This is a genomic window from Ruegeria sp. HKCCD8929 (assembly GCF_013031405.1).
Taxonomy (GTDB): domain Bacteria; phylum Pseudomonadota; class Alphaproteobacteria; order Rhodobacterales; family Rhodobacteraceae; genus Ruegeria.
The window spans coordinates 48,070-64,600 of record NZ_WPZY01000005.1; the positions used below are offsets into that span (position 1 = coordinate 48,070).

Sequence of the window (16,531 nt, forward strand, 5' to 3'; positions counted from 1 at the left end):
ACGGCAGCCTGAAGCGACCGGAGCGATGTGATAGATGCGATTTTTGCGGCAGAGCCTTGTGGGCGTCTTTCTGGCCTCGCTGACGCTGGCGCTGCTGATTTATGCCGCGCAACTGGTGATGGGCGCTGTGCAGGAGTTCATGGCGCAGGACAATCGCCAGCCTGAGTCGCGCGAACGGATCTTCACGGTCAATGTGCAGACCGCCGAGCTGCGCACAGTCACGCCATATCTCGAGGCCTTCGGCGAAGTGCAGAGCCGCCGCAGGCTGGAACTGCGCGCGGCCATTGGCGGGCGCGTGGTGGCATTGTCGGAAGACTTCGAAGAGGGCGGCGCTGTCACCGCAGGCGAGGTGCTGGTCGAGCTTGACCCCGCGGACGCGCAATCGGCGCTTGATCGGGCCAAGTCCGATCTGCTCGACGCGCAGGTCGAGGAGCGCGATGCCGAACGTTCGCTGCTGCTGGCGCAGGATGAATTGAAGGCGGCGCGCGATCAGTCCGAGCTTCGCGAACGCGCGCTCAAACGGCAGCAGGACCTGGCCGAGCGCGGGGTTGGCACCGCCGCTGCGGTTGAAGAGGCCGAACTGGCCGCCGCCTCGGCCCGGCAGGCGGAACTGGCCCGGCGCATCGCACTGGCGCAGGCCGAGGCACGGGTCGATCAGACCCAGACCCGCATTGCCCGCGCCCTCATTGCGTTGGAGGCCGCCGAGCGCGATCTTGAGGACATGACCGTTCGCGCCCGTTTCGACGGCACGCTCAGCGGCGTGACGCTGGTCGAAGGGCGGCTGGTTGCAGCCAACGAGAAACTGGCCGAACTGGTCGACCCGCAGACGCTCGAAGTCGCGTTCCGCGTCTCGACCGCGCAATATGTGCGGCTACTGGATGAGGATGGCCGCCTGATCCCCGCACCCGTCACCATCTCGCTTGAGGTCACAGGCGCTGACCTGGCCGCCCGGGGTCGCATCAGCCGCGACAGCGGCTCGGCGGGCGAGGGCCAATCGGGGCGTCTGATCTTTGCCCGTCTTGACGCCGCGCCCGGGTTCAAGCCGGGGGATTTCGTCACCGTTTCGGTCGAGGAACAGCCGCTGGCCAATGTGGCGCGCCTGCCGGCCTCGGCGCTGGATTCCTCGGGCACGGTGTTGGTGCTGGGGCCGGGGGAACGGCTGGAATCCCTGCCGGTCGAGCTGATCCGGAGGCAGGGGGACGAGATTCTGCTGCGCGGCGACGGTCTGGCCGGGCGCGAGGTGGTGACCGGTCGCACACCGCTTTTGGGCACCGGCATCCGGGTGCGCCCGCTGCGGACCGAGGAACAGACCGCGCTCGACCCCGGCATGGTCGAACTGACCGATGAACAGCGCGCCCGTCTGGTTGCCGCCGTCGAAGCCAATGAGCGGCTGTCGGATGCCACCAAGGCCGAGGTGCTGGGGCAACTGGCCGAGGCCAAGGTGCCCGCCCGTCTGGTCCGGCGCATCGAAGCGCGTTCCGGGGGCTGAGGGCGATGATTCGCGAGATCCCCAGCGCCGCCGGTGGTCTGCTGAGCTATTTCACCCGCCACCGCACCGCCGCCAACCTGCTGCTGGTGATCTTGCTGGTTCTGGGCGCCGCTGCGATCCCCAACATGCGGGCCCAGTTCTTTCCCGATGTGATCCTTGAGCGGGTCAATGTTACCGTCGATTGGGAGGGCGCGGGCCCCGAGGATGTTGACAGCGCCATCGTGCAGGTGCTTGAGCCGTCGCTGCTGGCGGTGGACGGGGTGGAAAGCTCGGAAGCCACCTCGCGCGAGGGTCAGGCGCAGATCCGGCTGGAATTCGAACCCGGCTGGGACATGGCCCGCGCTGCTGACGAGGTGCGCACCGCCGTCGACAGCGTGACCAACCTGCCCGAAGAGGCCGAGGAACCCAGCATAAGGCGCGGTGCCTGGCGCGATCGGGTGACCGATGTGGTTCTGACCGGTCCAATGGAGCCCGGCCAGCTTGCGCTGTTGACCGACGAGCTGATCACGCGGCTGTTCAAGGTCGGGGTGACCCGCACGACCATCCGCGGCATTGCCGCACCGCGCATCGTGGTCGAGGTGCCGACCGCGCAGCTGATCGCCAACGATATCTCGATGTCCGACATCGCCACCGCTATCGCCGCCGAGGTCGACGCCAACCCGGCGGGCGATGTGACCGGCGCCAATGCCCGCATCCGCACCGGGGTCGAGAAACGAACGCCGGAAGAGATCGAGGGGATCGTCCTGCGCTCGAACGCCGATGGCTCGAAACTGACCATTGCCGATGTAGCGCAGATCCGGGTTGAGGGTGTGACCCGCAACCGCAGCTATTTCGTTGGCGAGCATCCGGCCATGTCGGTCCGGGTGGATCGTTCGAACCAGGGCGATGCCATCGAGATCCAAAGCACGGTCGAACAGGTGGTGGCCGAGATGCAGGTCAGCCTGCCCGACGGGGTGACGGCGGAACTGATCCGGACCCGCGCGCAGGCGATCACCGACCGTCTGGACATTCTGGTCGACAACGGTCTGGTCGGGCTGGGGCTGGTGATCTGCCTGCTGTTTCTGTTCCTGAATGCCCGCATCGCCTTCTGGGTCGCGGCGGGTATTCCGGCAGCCATGTTCGCCGCCATCGCGCTGATGTATATCGCCGGGTTGTCGATCAACATGGTCTCGCTGTTCGGCCTGATCATCACGCTGGGCATCGTTGTCGATGACGCCATCGTCGTCGGCGAACACGCCGATTTCCGCGCCCGGCGGATGGGCGAGCATCCGGTGGTCGCCTCGGAACGGGCCGCGATGCGCATGGCGATGCCGGTCTTTGCCGCCACGCTGACCACCGTGATCGCCTTTTTCGGCCTGACCGCCATCGGCGGGCGGTTCGGTGAGCTGATCCGCGACATCCCGTTTACCGTGATCGCGGTGCTGCTGGCCTCGCTGGTCGAGTGTTTCCTGATCCTGCCCAACCACATGTCCCATGCCATCGCGCATTCGGCCAAGGAGCACTGGTACGACCTGCCCAACCGGGTGGTGAACCGTGGTTTCCGTTGGGTGCGCGAGCATCTGTTCCGCCCGCTGATCGCCTGGGTGGTCTGGGCGCGTTACGTGGTTCTCGCGGCGGTCGTGGCGATTCTGGCCAGTCAGCTTGCTCTGTTCATCAAGGGTGACGTCAACTGGCGTTTCTTCAACGCGCCCGAACGCGGCTCGGTCACCGGCAATTTCATCATGGTCGAGGGCGCAACCCGGGCCGATTCGCTGGAGATGATGCGCGAGATGCAGCGCGCCACCGAGGAGCTCGGCCGCATCTACGAGGAACGCCATGGCCGCAACCCCATCGACTATGTGCTGGCCGAGATCGGCGGCAATGCGGGTTATGGTCTGGCCGGGGCGGACACTAAGGATCCCGACCTGCTGGGCGGCATCTCGATCGAGCTGATCGACGCCGACCTGCGCCCCTATTCCAGCTTTGCCTTTGTGGGTGAGCTGCAGGATTTCGTAAACCGGCACCCGCTGGCCGAAACCGTCAGCTTCCGGGGCTGGCGTTCGGGGCCCGGGGGCGATGCGCTGGACGTGCAGTTCTTTGGCGCTGATGTCAGCACGCTCAAGGGCGCGTCCGAGGATTTGCAGACCGCACTGGCGCGTTACCCCGAGGTTTCGGCGGTCGAGGACAATCTGGCCTATGACAAGGAAGAGATCATTCTGGACCTGACCGCGCAGGGGCAGGCGCTGGGCTTTACCATCGAAACGCTGAGCCGCGCCCTGCGCAACCGGCTCAACGGGATCGAGGCGGCGACCTTCCCCGATGGGCCGCGCAGCGCCGAGATCCGGGTCGAGCTGCCCGAGAACGAGCTGACCGCCGATTTCCTGGAACGCACGCTGATGCGCACGCCGGATGGTGTCTACGTGCCGCTTGCCGATATCGTCTCGGTCACCCAGCGGTCGGGTTTTTCGACCGTGCGGCGCGAGAACGGGCTGCGGCTGATTTCGGTGATCGGTGACATTTCCGAGGACGACCCGGCCCGTGCGACCGAGATCGCGACGGCGCTGGAAACCGAGATCCTGCCCAAGATTGCCAGCGAGCGGCAGGTGGAATGGCGCATGGCCGGCCTCAGCGAGCAGGAGGACGAGTTCCTCAGCGAGGCGCGCACCGGGTTGATCCTGTGCCTGACCGGCATTTATCTGGTGCTGGCCTGGGTCTTTGCCAGCTGGACCCGCCCGCTGGTGGTTATGGCGATCATCCCGTTTGGCCTCGTCGGAACGATCTGGGGGCATTACCTCTGGGACGTGCCGCTCAGCATGTTCACGGTTGTGGGGCTGTTGGGAATGACCGGGATCATCATCAACGACTCGATCGTGCTGGTGACGACCATTGATCAGTACCAACAGGATCGCGGGTTGATCCCGTCGATCATCGAAGGGGCCGCCGACCGGTTGCGCCCGGTGATGCTGACTACGCTGACCACGGTGCTGGGGCTGACGCCGCTTCTGTACGAAGGCTCGCAACAGGCGCAGTTCCTCAAGCCGACGGTCATCACGCTGGTCTACGGTCTGGGCTTCGGCATGGCGCTGGTGCTGCTGGTGGTTCCGGCGCTGCTGGCGGTGCAGCGCGACATCTCGCGGCCCCTGACCGCGATGCGCCGCGCGCTGCGCGGGTCCAACACCGTGGCACGCGGTGCCGCGGCGGGGACCGGGGCGCTGATGCTGGCCTGGCTTGGTGTGACGATGATCTGGCCGATGATCAATGGAACTTTGCCTGCAGTCCTAACGGCGGCTCTTCCGATGCTTGACGGGTTGCCGGTTGCGCAAGCCGGCCTTGGGCTGTTCCTGATCGGCGCACTGACCATTCTGGTGATGGCCTCGCTCGCCTCGGCGCTGGTCTTTAGCCGACTGTCAGCCAGAACCGATGCCTGACCGCTGCCACCGGGCGCGGGCAAGCCGCTTGGAAGCGGCTTAAGCGGTTTTCAAACCGCTTCAAGGCGTTTGCAAACGCCTTTCATCCCTAGTGGAGAGGGTGGATCAGATACGGCTTAGCGCCGTTTCCAGCAGATCGACGACCCGCGCGCTCATCTGCAGGCTGCCGTTGCGGACATGGTCGACGGGAAACCAGCGGGCGTCCTTGGCATCGTCACTGGGCGTTGGCGTGCCGCTGACATAAGCGCAGTCGACACCGACCAGAAGGTAATGGTGGGTCACAACCCCGGTGTCATCACTGCGGAGCAGATCGAGATTGTCGAGATAGGCGCGCGGCTCGGCAACGATGCCAGTTTCCTCCAGCAACTCCCGGCGCGCGGCCTGCATCACGGTCTCGCCCCATTCCACATGCCCGCCGGGAAACCCCCAGAGCCCAAAATCCGGCTGCTTGCCGCGTTGCGCCAGCAGCACGTGACCGTCATGGATCACCACCGCGAGCGCACCGATAAAAGGGGTTCGGCTCATCACTCAGCCCGGCGTGCAGCCTTGAATATCAACCGCGTGTCTGGCGCCGAGAACGGTGATGCGGACCTCGGACCGGTCCAGCGCAAATGCAGCACCCGAGTTGCTGATCACCTCGGAGCTGGCAATCAGCGTGTTGCCCTGCCGCCGGGTCTGGGTTTCCGCGGCCCAGAGCGCGGGGTTCCCGGGCTCGATCACGGCCACTTCGCTGCCGCCTGCGGATGGCATCGCGATATGCGCCTCGATCTGCAATCCATGCTGCGTCGGTTTCAGCCGGCAACTGGCGGATTTCACCCCCGCCTCGCGCGCCGAATAGGGCCGCTGCGCCAGCGCCGCCGCGATTGCCGGGTGACGTCCCGCACCCGAATCGAGCCTGTGGTTAAAGCTCAGATTGCCGGGTATGCACACCTCCTTGCACACCCCGAAATCCATCTCGCCCTTCAGCCGCACCGGCTGGCCGGGCTTGGCCGGAGTGATCTCGACTGGCAGGACCAGCTGATCCTCATAGCCGATCGAGCGCAACCCGTTCTGGTCGAACACTTCCGGTGCCGGCCAGGTGATCGAGACCTCGCCCACGTTGCGCGATCCGCGCCAGTCGAAGCTCGGCGGTATCCCGGCCTCGCCCGGCGCGCGCCAGTAGGTCTTCCACCCGTCCGCCAGAGTCAGCCGGATAGCGCCCAGATACGTGCCCTTTTCCGTCACCCCGCCATCAAGGACGTCAAGCCGGACAACATCGTCGAGACCGCCCGCATAGGCCGGGGCGGCAAGGGTTGCGCACAGGGCCAGAGTGGCCGGGATTTTCGTAAAAAGCGTTCGCATATGAAATACATGCGCGTCATTTCGCCAAATGCCAAGTCACGTTCGGGTCAGCAATGTGAAACCTGCGGGAAAATTCCGGATGCTCTATTGCAAAGGCCGGGCTTGCGGGTTCATTGTCAGATGAGAAGTAATAAGAGTTGGCCGATGATGGATCTGACCGGAAAACTGCTGATCGCAATGCCAGGCATGGGGGATCCGCGGTTTGACCATACGGTGATCTACCTGTGCAGCCACGGCGAGGACGGGGCAATGGGGCTGATCGTGAACAAGCCCGCCGATCTGCGTATCAAGGCTCTGCTGACACAGCTCAACATCCCGTGCGAGGTTCCCGTGGTTGGAGAGCGCCTGGTCCGTTTCGGCGGGCCGGTCGAAACCGCGCGCGGCTTTGTCCTGCACAGCGAGGATTACGAGGCCAATCTGCATTCGATGCCGGTCAAGCCCGGTTTCCGGATGACCGCGACGCTGGATATTCTGGAAGACATCGCCGCCGGGCGGGGGCCGGAGAAGTCCATGCTGATGCTGGGATATTCCGGCTGGGGGCCGGGCCAGCTCGAGGATGAGATCGGCATGAACGGATGGCTGACCACCGATGCCTCGCTGGATCTGGTGTTCGACAAGCCCGACGATGAAAAGTGGGAGGCCGCCCTGGCCACGCTTGGCGTCGATCCGTTGACGCTGTCGGCCAGCGCCGGGCACGCCTGATCAGCTGCCCCGCGGGGCGGCGGCGCGGCGCAGGCGGTCGTTGATCGCGGCACCCAGCCCGTGATCGGGAATCGGGGCGACGGCAATCGGGCGCCCGGTTTCATCCAGTTCATGCAGCGCAGCAAAGAAGTTAGCGGCAGCTTCGGGCAGGTGCCCCTTGGGCGACAGGTTCAGATCGCACACCATGTCGCCAAAGCCCAGCAGCACCTCATCCCCCTGTGGCGCGCCCGCGTTCAGGCGCACCGAAGCGTCCGGCGCGTAATGCGACAAAAGCTGCCCGGGCGCGGTCAGCGCATCGCCTTCCTGATAGTGCAGCAGTTTTTGTCCCAGCACCGCCTCGACCTCCTCGGCGGCCAGCCCACCGGGGCGCAGCAGCGCGGGCTCTCCGGCCAGCCCGATGATGGTGGATTCCAGACCCACGCCACAGGGGCCGTCATCGACAACCGCGCCGATGCGGCCATCGAGCCCCGCGCGCACGTGATCCGCCGTGGTCGGGCTGATCCGGCCCGACGGATTGGCCGAGGGCGCCGCGACCGGGCCGTCGAAGGCGCTCAGCAGAGCCTGCGCCGCCGGGTGCGCCGGAACCCGCACCGCCAGCGTGTCCAGCCCCGCCGTCACCAGCGAGGAAATCCCGTGATCCGGTTTCAGCGGCAGAACCAGCGTTAGCGGACCGGGCCAGAAGGCCGCTGCCAGCCGCTCTGCCTGATCGCTCCATTCCACATGCCGTTGCGCCGCCTGGACCGAGGCGACATGCGCGATCAGCGGGTTGAAGCTGGGCCGCCCCTTGGCCGCATAGATCGCCGCCACCGCCTCGCCATTGCAGGCATCGCCGCCCAGCCCGTAGACCGTCTCGGTCGGAAACGCGACCAGCTTGCCCGCGCGCAGCAGATCGGCGGCGCGGCTCAGGCCCGCGTCATCTGCGGTCAGATAAAGGGTGGCGTTGGGCTGCATTTCCGGTGACGCGGCGTTTTGGTTGCTTGTATGACTGGGATGGATAGGTAATCGTCCAAGCCCCGACAAATACCGGTGCGGGCGGCGGATTCCAAGCCCGTCCGCGCAGCCGGTCAGACAGCCCCGAGGGAAACCATGCCATATCGCGCGCCCGTCTCCGATTATGAATTCCTGTTCCGCCATGTGGTCGGCTTCGACCAGGTCGCCGCGTCCGAGCGTTTTGCCGACGCCGACGCCGATGTGGTCAGTGCCATCCTGACCGAAGCGGGCAAGATGTGCGAAGAGGTGATGGCGCCCCTGCAGCGCCCCGGCGATCTGGAGCCAGCGCGGCTGGAAAACGGCGTGCTGCGCACCTCGCCCGGTTATGCCGATGGCTGGAAGGCGATTGCCGAGGGCGGCTGGATCGGCATCAGCGCCGATCCCGAACATGGCGGCATGGGCCTGCCGATGACCGTCACCACCGCCGTCAACGAGATGATGAGCGCGGCCTGCCTGTCGCTGCAACTCGCCCCGCTGATGAGCCAGGGCCAGATCGAGGCGCTGGAGCATCACGCCAGCGATGCGCTGAAGGACCTTTATCTGCCCAAGCTGATCTCGGGCGAATGGGCCGGGACCATGAACCTGACCGAGCCGCAGGCCGGCTCGGATGTTGGCGCGCTCAGCTCCAAGGCGGAACCCAACGGCGACGGCACCTATGCCGTTACCGGGCAAAAGATCTTCATCTCCTGGGGCGACAACGATTTCTGCGGCAATGTCTGCCATCTGGTACTGGCGCGCCTGCCCGACGGGGTGCCGGGGACCAAGGGGATCTCGCTGTTCCTGGTGCCCAAGTTCATCCCGGATGACGATGGCAATCCGGGCGTGGCCAATGACCTCAAGGTGGTATCGCTGGAACACAAGATGGGCCTGCACGGCTCGCCCACCTGTGTGATGCAGTATGACGGCGCCAAGGGCTGGCGTGTCGGCGCCGAGCATGGCGGTATGGCGGCCATGTTCACCATGATGAACAACGCGCGCCTCGGCGTGGGCGGGCAGGGCGTCGGCTCGGCCGAAGGCGCCTATCAGCACGCGCTGGCCTATGCGCTGGAGCGCAAGCAGGGCAAGACGTCCTCGGGCACCATCATCGACCACGCCGATGTGCGCCGGATGCTGATGGAGATGAAGGCGGATGTCTTTGCCGCGCGCGCGATCCTGCTGGCCAACGCGGCGGCCATCGACATGGGCACCGCCACCGGCGATCCGGAATGGGCCGCACGGGCGGCGCTGCTAACCCCGATCGCCAAGGCGTTTGGCACCGAAACTGGTATCCGCGTGGCAGACACCGGGGTGCAGGTGCATGGCGGCATGGGCTTCATCGAGGAAACCGGCGCGGCGCAGTATTTCCGCGACGCAAGGGTGACCGCGATCTACGAGGGCACCAACGGCATTCAGGCCATGGACCTCGTGGCCCGCAAGATGATGGATGGCGGCGAGGCCGCCGCGCGCCTGCTGGACGAGATCGAGACCCACGCCGAAAGTGCCCGCGCCAGCGTGCCTGAACTTGCCGAGCCGGTCTGGCAGGCCACCGAGACGCTGCGCGAAACCACCGAATGGTTGGTGGCGCAGGGCGACATGACCGACCGCTTCGCCGGGGCGCTGCCGTATCTGCGCGCCTTTGCCCGGGTGCTGGGCGGCCACTATCATCTGGCCGCCGCGCTGGCCGATCCGGACGGTCCTCGCGCTAAACTGGCCCGGTTCTACATCAACGCGCTGCTGCCCGAACATGCCGGCCAACTGGCGCAGGCGCAGAACGGGGCAGGTGACCTCTTTGCGCTCAGCGCCGACGAGCTGGCGGCCTGATGGACGGGGTGCAATCCCTCGCTATGCGGTACCCGTGGGAAGAACCTCCGGCAGCGGGAGAAGCCATCGAAGTCGCCGAGGGCGTGCTGTGGATGCGCCTGCCGCTGCCGATGAAGCTGGATCATGTCAACGTCTACGCGCTGGATGACGGCGACGGCTGGACGGTGATCGACACCGGGTTTTCCTCGAACAAGACCCGGCGGATCTGGGACCAGCTCATGACCGGTCCGTTGGCAGGCAAGCCCGTGCGTCGCGTGGTTGCGACCCATCACCACCCCGATCACATCGGCAATGCGGGCTGGTTCCAGTCCGAGCATGGCGCCGAACTGGTCACCACCCGCACCGCCTGGCTGTTTGCGCGGATGCTGACGCTGGATGTGCAGGAGACCTGGCCCGAGGAAACGCTGGACTATTACCGCAGCGCGGGCATGGCGGCGGAGGTTCTGACCAAGCGGATGGCCGAGCGCCCCTTCAACTTCGCCGACATGGTCTATCCGATGCCGCTGGGCTTTACCCGGATCAAACAGGACGATGTGTTCCGCATGGGCGGGCGCGACTGGGACGTGCACATGGGCAGCGGCCACGCGCCGGAACACGCCACCTTCTGGAGCCGCGACGACGATCTGGTGATCACCGGCGACCAGATCCTCAGCTCGATCAGCCCCAATATCGGTGTCTACGCGACCGAGCCGATGGCCGATCCGGTGGCCGAATGGCTTGAGGCCTGCGAGCGTCTCGCACCGCTGGCCCGGCCCGAACATCTGACACTGGGCGGACACAAGCTGCCCTTTACCGGCCTGCCGATCCGGATGCGGCAACTGATCGACAATCACCACGGCGCGCTGGCGCGGCTGCTGGATCATCTGGACACGCCCAAACCGGCCTCGGACTGCTTTGCGCCGCTCTTCAAACGCTCGATCGGCGAGGGCGAATACGGCCTCGCGCTGGTCGAGGCGGTTGCGCATCTGAACCATCTCTACCACATTGGGTCCGTGACCCGGACGCGCCGTGCGGACGGGGCTTGGGTGTACCAGCGCAAAGGGTGACAGATGGACGACAAGATCGAAACATCCGCCGAAGCGGCAGAGGCGGCGGCGCTGCCGCGGTGTCATGAGGTCCATTGCGGCCCCGAGGGTGAGGCCAAACCGGCGCAAGTGCCTGAACCGCTGCAAAAACCGGTCGCGGCCAAGAGCCCGGCACAATGGGCCTATGAACGCCTGATCCTCTACATCAAGAATTTCGAGGAACAGCTCGACGGCAGCCAGGAGGTTGCCATGGGTTTCACCGGCGGCGACGCCGGGGTGCTGCGGATCGAGGGGATGGGGTTTTTCGACCCCGACATCGTCACTTTCTACGGCTCGGACGGCGGCGGGGCCAAGACCCAGCTTGTGCAGCATGTTAGCCAGCTCAACGTGATGCTGCGCGCCCTGCCGAAACCGACCGAGGACAAACCGGCCAATCGCATTGGGTTCCGGCTGGCGGCGGATCTGGAGCAGCAATAACAACCTTTGCTTGCATTTTGGGTTCCCGGCACGTTGAATACACGCGTCGTTCAGGAGCCCGCCCGTGCCGCATTTCTCAACCGTGACAAGCGCCTATGCCGGGGCCTGGGTCCGTCGGCGCGTGTTTGTGCCGCTTTATATGGCGCTGCGTCTGCTGGCGCTGGCGGTGATCGCTCCGGGGATGGCGGCGGCGGTCAATCTGGCGGTGTCGCTGTCGGATCAGGCGGCGCTGACGGATCAGGACATTGCCATGTTCATCCTGTCGCCGGTCGGGTTTCTGGCCACGCTGGCGGTGCTCAGCCTGCTTCTGGTGGCCGAGGTTCTGGGCTTTGCCGTCATGGCCGCATACCTGCGGCTGGGCGGGGGCGATCCGTGGCGCACCGGCCGCGCCGCCGTGGCACTGGTTCTGGGCCGCCTGCCGGACCTGTTGCGCTTTGCCGCCCGCTTCGTGCTGCGGGTTCTGCTGCTGATCGCGCCGTTTGCCGCCCTTGCCGCCCTGATCGCATGGTGGACGCTCACCGAATATGACATCAACTACTACCTGACCTTCCACCCGCCCGCCTTTCTGGTCGCCGTGGCGCTGATCGGCCTGCTGGCGCTGATTATGGCCTGGGTCCTGATCCGGCGCCTGTCGGCCTGGGCGCTGGCACTGCATCTGGTAATCTTCGAGCGCACGCCGCCGCGCGCGGCCTTCGATGAAAGCGCCAGGCGGATGCAGGGCAAGCGCGGGCGGCTCAAGATCGAGCTGGCCCTGTGGCTGGTGCTGCGTCTGGCGATTGCCGCCGTGATCGGGGCGGTGGCTGGGGTGGCTCTGGGTCTGGTGCCGTCCGGCGAGGGCGCCAGCCTGCGCCTGATCCTTGCTCTCAGCCTTGCGGTTCTGCTGCTCTGGTCACTGGCCGATCTGGTCCTGTCGGCCATAGCGCTGGGCGCACTGGCGGTGCTGCTGGACGGGTTTTTCGAAACCAAGGCCACACCGCCACCTGTTTCACGCAGCAGCCTGCGCCCGCGCCTGATCGGGCTGCTGGTGGTCTCGGCTGCGGCGGTTCTGGCAGGCGTCTGGTTCGGCAACCGTCTGCTGGAACGGGTGCAGGCGCCGGACGACGTGGCGGTGATCGGTCACCGGGGCGCCGCGGCGGCGCGGCCCGAGAACACCATGGCCGCGGTCCTCAAGGCCATCGAGGACGGCGCCGACTGGGTCGAGATCGACGTGCAGGAAACGGCGGATGGCGTCGTCGTCGTGATGCATGACAGCGACTACATGAAACTCGCCGGGGTGGACCTGAAGATCTGGGACGCCACTATGGCCGATCTGGACGATATCGACATCGGCAGCTGGTACGACCCGGCCTTTGCCGATGAACGCACCCCGACCCTGCGCGACGTGCTGGCGGCGGCGCGCGGCAAGGCGCGGGTGATCATCGAACTCAAGTATTACGGCCACGATGTCGATCTGGAAAACCGCGTGATCGAGGTTGTCGAGGCGCTGCAGATGCAGGACCAGATCGCCACCATGTCGCTGAAATACCCCGCCGTGCAGAAAATGCGCAAACTGCGTCCCGGCTGGCGCAGCGGCGTGCTCGCGGCCACGGCGGTCGGTGATCTGGCCCGGCTCGACGGGGATTTCATCGCGGTCAGTACCGCAACGGCGAGGCCGGCGCTGATCCGCTCGGTGGATGAGGCGGGCAAGGATCTTTATGTGTGGACCGTTAACGACCCGCTGCAGATGTCCAAGATGGCCTCGATGGGGGTCGACGGGCTGATCACGGACGAACCGGCGCTGGCCCGGCAGGTGCTGGCCTACCGCGCCGATCTCGGCCCTGCCGAACGGCTGCTGCTGTGGCTGGCCGAGGAATTTGGAATGGATTTCGACCGAGAGGCGCGACGCGATGAGAGCCCTTAGCGTTACCCTGATCCTTGTGGCCGGACCGATCATGGCACAGGACCTGGCCAAGACCATGGAACTTCCGGCGCACAACGCGCTCATGGCATTGCGCGACAAGGCCGGGCTGTCGAAGTTCGAAAGCGACGGCTGCTCCGGCGGCTTGTCCACCACCTGGCGCCTGGTGTCGGACACTTTCCCCGAATTTGCGGCGGCGCATGAGGCCAGCCCCCCGTGGGAGGAATGCTGTGTCATCCATGACCGCGCCTATCATGAGGCCGCAGGCGCCGCGAGCGCCGACGAAAGCTATGACGCCCGGATCGTCGCGGACTGGGCGTTGCGGGCCTGCGTCATGGAAAAAGGAGAATTGCGGGCCGAGGATCTGGCCGAACGCTACGAGGTCACGCCGGATCAGGTCCGCGCGGCCTACGAGACCATCGCCGGGGCGATGTATCTGGCGGTGCGCTTTGGCGGAGGGCCCTGCACCGGGCTGCCGTGGCGCTGGGGCTTCGGCTACCCCCGCTGCACCCCGTTCGACGCGATGGTCCCTGCGCGCGAATGACGTGGTGACAGAGCGGCAAGAATCCATTATCCAGCGGTCAACATACGCGAATAGGAAGACAAGACATGGCTGATCACAAGCACGGCGAAATGGACATCAAGGTTCAGAACGAGACGTTCAACGGCTTCGTCAAATTCACCACCTGGACGGTTGTGGTGATTTTCTTCATTCTGCTGTTTCTGGCCGTTTTCGCCTCCTGATCCGGCCGAGTGCGTCCAGTGTTCCGAGTTCTGATTTTCTGCGCGCTGGCGCTGGGTGTTGCAGGGTGCACGGATCGCGGCCCCGAGGCCGATCCCGCCACCATCGCCGCCGCAGCCTATCGCGCGCCGGGATCGGCGACGCTAACCCTCTATACCATGGTCAACACCCGCACCGGGTCGGGGGCGCATACCTCGCTGATGATCAACGCGCGTGAACGGATCGTCTTTGACCCGGCGGGATCGTTTTATGCCGATGTGGTGCCCGAGAAGGACGATGTGCTCTACGGCATCACGCCCGCGGTGGAAAAGGCCTATCGCGGCTCGCACGCGCGCTCGACACACCACGTGATCGTACAAAACGTCGAAGTAACGCCGCAGCAGGCCGAGATCGCCTATCAGCTTGCCAAGCAGATGGGCCCGGTGCCAGGCGCGTACTGTGCCAACTACACCGCTAGGTTGCTGCAGCAGGTGCCGGGGTTCGAGCAGATCGACGTCGTATTCCAGCCGGTGAAACTGTCCGACCAGTTCGGCAGCCTTCCTGGTGTCGTGACCGAGAAATACTATGAAAACGACGATGCCGATCTGCAAAAGGGGCTGGCCGAGAACAACGCCCGCCTCAACCAGACCTGAGGTCTATCCCAGCAGATAAAGCAGACTATAGAGCGTGACGGCACCGGAAAAGATCGCCGCAAGCACGTTCTTGGTAAAGAGCCCCACGACAATCGCCACGGCCGCCGCGCTCATCCGCGGCGCATCCGGCGCGCCTCCGGTGGCGGCGGGCCAGACCACCAGCGGCGCGATCAGTGCAGGCAGAATCGCCACCGCCGTATAGCGCAGATGCCGCAGCAGCCAGGGCGGCATGGGCCGGTCACCGACAAAGCCGAGAAACACAAAGCGCAGGGCGAAACTGCCCGCGGCCAGCCCGACGATGATGGTCCACATGGTGGTGGGATCGATCTGGCTCATGCCCGCACCTTCCTGCGCTCCAGCATCACCTCGGCCTGCGCGCCCGCCATCATGCCCGCGCAGCCCGCGATCAGCAGCCCGAGGTTGAACGGCACTGCCACGGTCAGCAGCGACACAACGATGGCCACAAGTGCGGCCACCACATGCGGCAGCGTGCGCAGCATCGGCCCGATCATCGACAGAAAGGTGATCGGCAGCGCGAAATCCAGCGCCCAGCTCTCCGGGATCTGCGTGCCCAGAACAGCCCCCAGAAAGGTGCATAGATACCAGAGCGGCGCGATGGGTGAGATCGAGCCGAAGAAATAGGCCATCCGCTGCCCGATGCTCATCTGCGGCTCTTTCTCAAACCGCGCGATGGAGCAGGCATAGGACTGATCCACCACGAAATAGGCCGCGCAGGCCCGCTGCCACAGCGGTGCCGCACCCAGATAAGGGGTCAACGAGGCCGAATACATCGCCACCCGCAGATTCACCGCCAGCGCCGAGGCCAGCACGATCAGGGTCGGCGTCTCTTCCTGCAGCAGTTGCAGCGCGGCGAACTGAGCGGCCCCGGCAAACACGGTGGCGGTAAAGGTCATCGTCTGCACGATGTTCAGCCCGGCCTCGGTGGCGAAAACGCCGAACAGGGTGCCGAAGGGGATAGCCACCAGCACAAAAGGGGCGCCGTCGCGAAAACCCTTCCAGTAGTAGGAATTGGATGTGGTGAATGCCATGGCTAAATCCTAATGTAGGCGCGACAGCAGTAACGGGCTTGGGAAAGGGTTGCAATTGGCCAGAGCGGAAGATCTGTCGGACTACATCATCGCCCCCGATCCCGGCGCCGCCCGCCTGACCCGCGCGGTCGACGGCGTGGACCAGAACGGCGCGGCCAGCCACATTTCGGTGGTCGAGGAACGCCCCCTGACGATCTTTCTCAACGCGCAGGAGATCGTGACGGCGATGACCATCGGCGATTATCCCGAATACCTGGCGTTGGGCTTTCTGCGCAATCAGGGCATGTTGCGCGACGATGATAAGATCACCGGGGTCGATTACGACGACGATCTGGAAACCGTCGTGGTGCGCACCGCCACCCAGACCTCCTACGAGGACAAGCTGAAGAAAAAGACCCGCACCAGCGGCTGCGCCGTGGGCACCGTGTTCGGCGACATGATGGAGGGGCTTGAGGGCGTGCGCCTGCCGCAGGTCCCGGTCCGCACCTCGTGGCTCTACGACCTGGCCGCCAAGATCAACCGCACCCCGTCGCTCTATCTTGAGGCCGGGGCGATCCACGGCACGGTGCTGTGCCACCAGAACCGCCCTCTGGTCTACATGGAGGACGTGGGCCGCCACAACGCGGTGGACAAGATCGCGGGCTGGATGCTGTCCGAGCGCGTGGGGGCCGACGACAAGATCCTCTACACCACCGGACGGCTGACGTCCGAGATGGTGATCAAGACCGCGATGATGGGTATCCCGGTGCTGGCCTCACGCTCAGGCTTCACCGCCTGGGGCGTCGAGATCGCGCGCGAGGTCGGCCTGACCCTGATCGGCCGCATGCGCGGGCAACGCTTCGTGTGCCTGTCGGGCGAGGACCGGCTGCTACGGGATGTGGACCCGGCGACTGTGCCGGTCGAAGACAAGAAACATCGCAGGAAGAGTGCGGGATGACATACGCGCATTTTGGGATCACGCTTCTCGGCGTTCTGATCAT

The 16,531-nt window shown here is 65.5% G+C and carries 16 protein-coding genes; 11 read left to right on the plus strand and 5 right to left on the minus strand.

Going from position 1 to position 16,531, the window contains the following annotated elements; translation table 11 throughout:
* The first annotated feature begins 34 nt into the window (after nt 1-34).
* Nucleotides 35-1,489: an efflux RND transporter periplasmic adaptor subunit gene (locus GOX53_RS09540; protein ID WP_171175702.1), complete on the plus strand. Its 1,455-nt coding sequence runs from the start codon at nt 35-37 to the stop codon at nt 1,487-1,489.
* A 5-nt stretch (nt 1,490-1,494) separates the two neighbouring features.
* On the plus strand, nt 1,495-4,896 hold the full coding sequence (locus tag GOX53_RS09545; protein WP_171175703.1) for an efflux RND transporter permease subunit: 3,402 nt from the start codon (nt 1,495-1,497) through the stop codon (nt 4,894-4,896).
* A 105-nt stretch (nt 4,897-5,001) separates the two neighbouring features.
* On the opposite strand, the gene GOX53_RS09550 is transcribed toward GOX53_RS09545, so the two are convergent.
* Both GOX53_RS09550 and GOX53_RS09555 read right to left on the minus strand, forming a co-directional pair.
* Nucleotides 5,002-5,421: an NUDIX hydrolase gene (locus GOX53_RS09550; protein ID WP_171175704.1), complete on the minus strand. Its 420-nt coding sequence runs from the start codon at nt 5,419-5,421 to the stop codon at nt 5,002-5,004.
* Between the two features lie 3 nt (nt 5,422-5,424).
* On the minus strand, nt 5,425-6,237 hold the full coding sequence (locus GOX53_RS09555; protein WP_171175705.1) for a protein-disulfide reductase DsbD domain-containing protein: 813 nt from the start codon (nt 6,235-6,237) through the stop codon (nt 5,425-5,427).
* 147 nt (nt 6,238-6,384) lie between these two features.
* Here GOX53_RS09555 and GOX53_RS09560 point away from each other — a divergent pair, with 147 nt between their 5' ends.
* Nucleotides 6,385-6,939, plus strand: a complete 555-nt coding sequence (locus GOX53_RS09560; protein WP_171176198.1) for a YqgE/AlgH family protein — start codon at nt 6,385-6,387, stop codon at nt 6,937-6,939.
* Here GOX53_RS09560 and GOX53_RS09565 read toward each other — a convergent pair whose 3' ends face one another.
* On the minus strand, nt 6,940-7,890 hold the full coding sequence (locus GOX53_RS09565) for an L-threonylcarbamoyladenylate synthase (RefSeq protein ID WP_171175706.1): 951 nt from the start codon (nt 7,888-7,890) through the stop codon (nt 6,940-6,942).
* Nucleotides 7,891-8,025: 135 nt separating this feature from the next.
* Here GOX53_RS09565 and GOX53_RS09570 point away from each other — a divergent pair, with 135 nt between their 5' ends.
* The 7 genes from GOX53_RS09570 (at nt 8,026) to GOX53_RS09600 (ending at nt 14,502) form a co-directional block, all read left to right on the plus strand.
* Nucleotides 8,026-9,729 carry an acyl-CoA dehydrogenase gene (locus tag GOX53_RS09570; protein ID WP_171175707.1) on the plus strand — a complete coding sequence of 568 codons (1,704 nt, stop codon included), beginning with the start codon at nt 8,026-8,028 and terminating at the stop codon, nt 9,727-9,729.
* A complete protein-coding gene (locus GOX53_RS09575) occupies nt 9,729-10,775 on the plus strand; it encodes an MBL fold metallo-hydrolase (RefSeq protein ID WP_171175708.1) in 1,047 nt (348 codons plus the stop codon). Before GOX53_RS09570 ends, GOX53_RS09575 begins: the two co-directional genes overlap by 1 nt.
* Nucleotides 10,776-10,778: 3 nt before the next feature.
* Complete coding sequence (locus tag GOX53_RS09580) at nt 10,779-11,231, plus strand: DUF6173 family protein (protein WP_171175709.1); 453 nt, start codon at nt 10,779-10,781, stop codon at nt 11,229-11,231.
* 64 nt (nt 11,232-11,295) lie between these two features.
* Complete coding sequence (locus tag GOX53_RS09585) at nt 11,296-13,131, plus strand: glycerophosphodiester phosphodiesterase (protein ID WP_171175711.1); 1,836 nt, start codon at nt 11,296-11,298, stop codon at nt 13,129-13,131.
* Nucleotides 13,118-13,672: a hypothetical protein gene (locus GOX53_RS09590; protein ID WP_171175712.1), complete on the plus strand. Its 555-nt coding sequence runs from the start codon at nt 13,118-13,120 to the stop codon at nt 13,670-13,672. Before GOX53_RS09585 ends, GOX53_RS09590 begins: the two co-directional genes overlap by 14 nt.
* 65 nt (nt 13,673-13,737) lie before the next feature.
* Nucleotides 13,738-13,872: an aa3-type cytochrome c oxidase subunit IV gene (locus tag GOX53_RS09595; protein WP_171175714.1), complete on the plus strand. Its 135-nt coding sequence runs from the start codon at nt 13,738-13,740 to the stop codon at nt 13,870-13,872.
* Nucleotides 13,873-13,890: 18 nt separating this feature from the next.
* Nucleotides 13,891-14,502 carry a hypothetical protein gene (locus GOX53_RS09600; RefSeq protein WP_171175717.1) on the plus strand — a complete coding sequence of 204 codons (612 nt, stop codon included), beginning with the start codon at nt 13,891-13,893 and terminating at the stop codon, nt 14,500-14,502.
* A gap of 3 nt (nt 14,503-14,505) precedes the next feature.
* On the opposite strand, the gene GOX53_RS09605 is transcribed toward GOX53_RS09600, so the two are convergent.
* Together GOX53_RS09605 and GOX53_RS09610 are read right to left on the minus strand one after the other, a co-directional pair.
* Entirely contained in the window at nt 14,506-14,838 is a 333-nt protein-coding gene (locus tag GOX53_RS09605) for an AzlD domain-containing protein (RefSeq protein ID WP_171175719.1), read from the minus strand.
* Nucleotides 14,835-15,551, minus strand: a complete 717-nt coding sequence (locus GOX53_RS09610; RefSeq protein ID WP_171175720.1) for an AzlC family ABC transporter permease — start codon at nt 15,549-15,551, stop codon at nt 14,835-14,837. The genes GOX53_RS09605 and GOX53_RS09610 overlap by 4 nt, the downstream gene beginning before the upstream one ends.
* 49 nt (nt 15,552-15,600) lie before the next feature.
* Here GOX53_RS09610 and GOX53_RS09615 point away from each other — a divergent pair, with 49 nt between their 5' ends.
* Nucleotides 15,601-16,488: a formate dehydrogenase accessory sulfurtransferase FdhD gene (locus GOX53_RS09615; RefSeq protein ID WP_171175723.1), complete on the plus strand. Its 888-nt coding sequence runs from the start codon at nt 15,601-15,603 to the stop codon at nt 16,486-16,488.
* Nucleotides 16,489-16,531: the final 43 nt, after the last annotated feature.

Excerpts from the sequence above, each read along its gene's own strand:
- GOX53_RS09610 (WP_171175720.1), bottom strand. The coding sequence starts at position 15,551 with ATGGCATTCACCACATCCAATTCCTACTACTGGAAGGGTTTTCGCGAC.
- GOX53_RS09575 (WP_171175708.1), top strand. The coding sequence starts at position 9,729 with ATGGACGGGGTGCAATCCCTCGCTATGCGGTACCCGTGGGAAGAACCT.
- GOX53_RS09550 (WP_171175704.1), bottom strand. The coding sequence starts at position 5,421 with ATGAGCCGAACCCCTTTTATCGGTGCGCTCGCGGTGGTGATCCATGAC.
- GOX53_RS09590 (WP_171175712.1), top strand. The coding sequence starts at position 13,118 with ATGAGAGCCCTTAGCGTTACCCTGATCCTTGTGGCCGGACCGATCATG.
- GOX53_RS09570 (WP_171175707.1), top strand. The coding sequence starts at position 8,026 with ATGCCATATCGCGCGCCCGTCTCCGATTATGAATTCCTGTTCCGCCAT.
- GOX53_RS09545 (WP_171175703.1), top strand. The coding sequence starts at position 1,495 with ATGATTCGCGAGATCCCCAGCGCCGCCGGTGGTCTGCTGAGCTATTTC.
- GOX53_RS09580 (WP_171175709.1), top strand. The coding sequence starts at position 10,779 with ATGGACGACAAGATCGAAACATCCGCCGAAGCGGCAGAGGCGGCGGCG.
- GOX53_RS09555 (WP_171175705.1), bottom strand. The coding sequence starts at position 6,237 with ATGCGAACGCTTTTTACGAAAATCCCGGCCACTCTGGCCCTGTGCGCA.
- GOX53_RS09560 (WP_171176198.1), top strand. The coding sequence starts at position 6,385 with ATGGATCTGACCGGAAAACTGCTGATCGCAATGCCAGGCATGGGGGAT.
- GOX53_RS09540 (WP_171175702.1), top strand. The coding sequence starts at position 35 with ATGCGATTTTTGCGGCAGAGCCTTGTGGGCGTCTTTCTGGCCTCGCTG.
- GOX53_RS09565 (WP_171175706.1), bottom strand. The coding sequence starts at position 7,890 with ATGCAGCCCAACGCCACCCTTTATCTGACCGCAGATGACGCGGGCCTG.
- GOX53_RS09605 (WP_171175719.1), bottom strand. The coding sequence starts at position 14,838 with ATGAGCCAGATCGATCCCACCACCATGTGGACCATCATCGTCGGGCTG.
- GOX53_RS09595 (WP_171175714.1), top strand. The coding sequence starts at position 13,738 with ATGGCTGATCACAAGCACGGCGAAATGGACATCAAGGTTCAGAACGAG.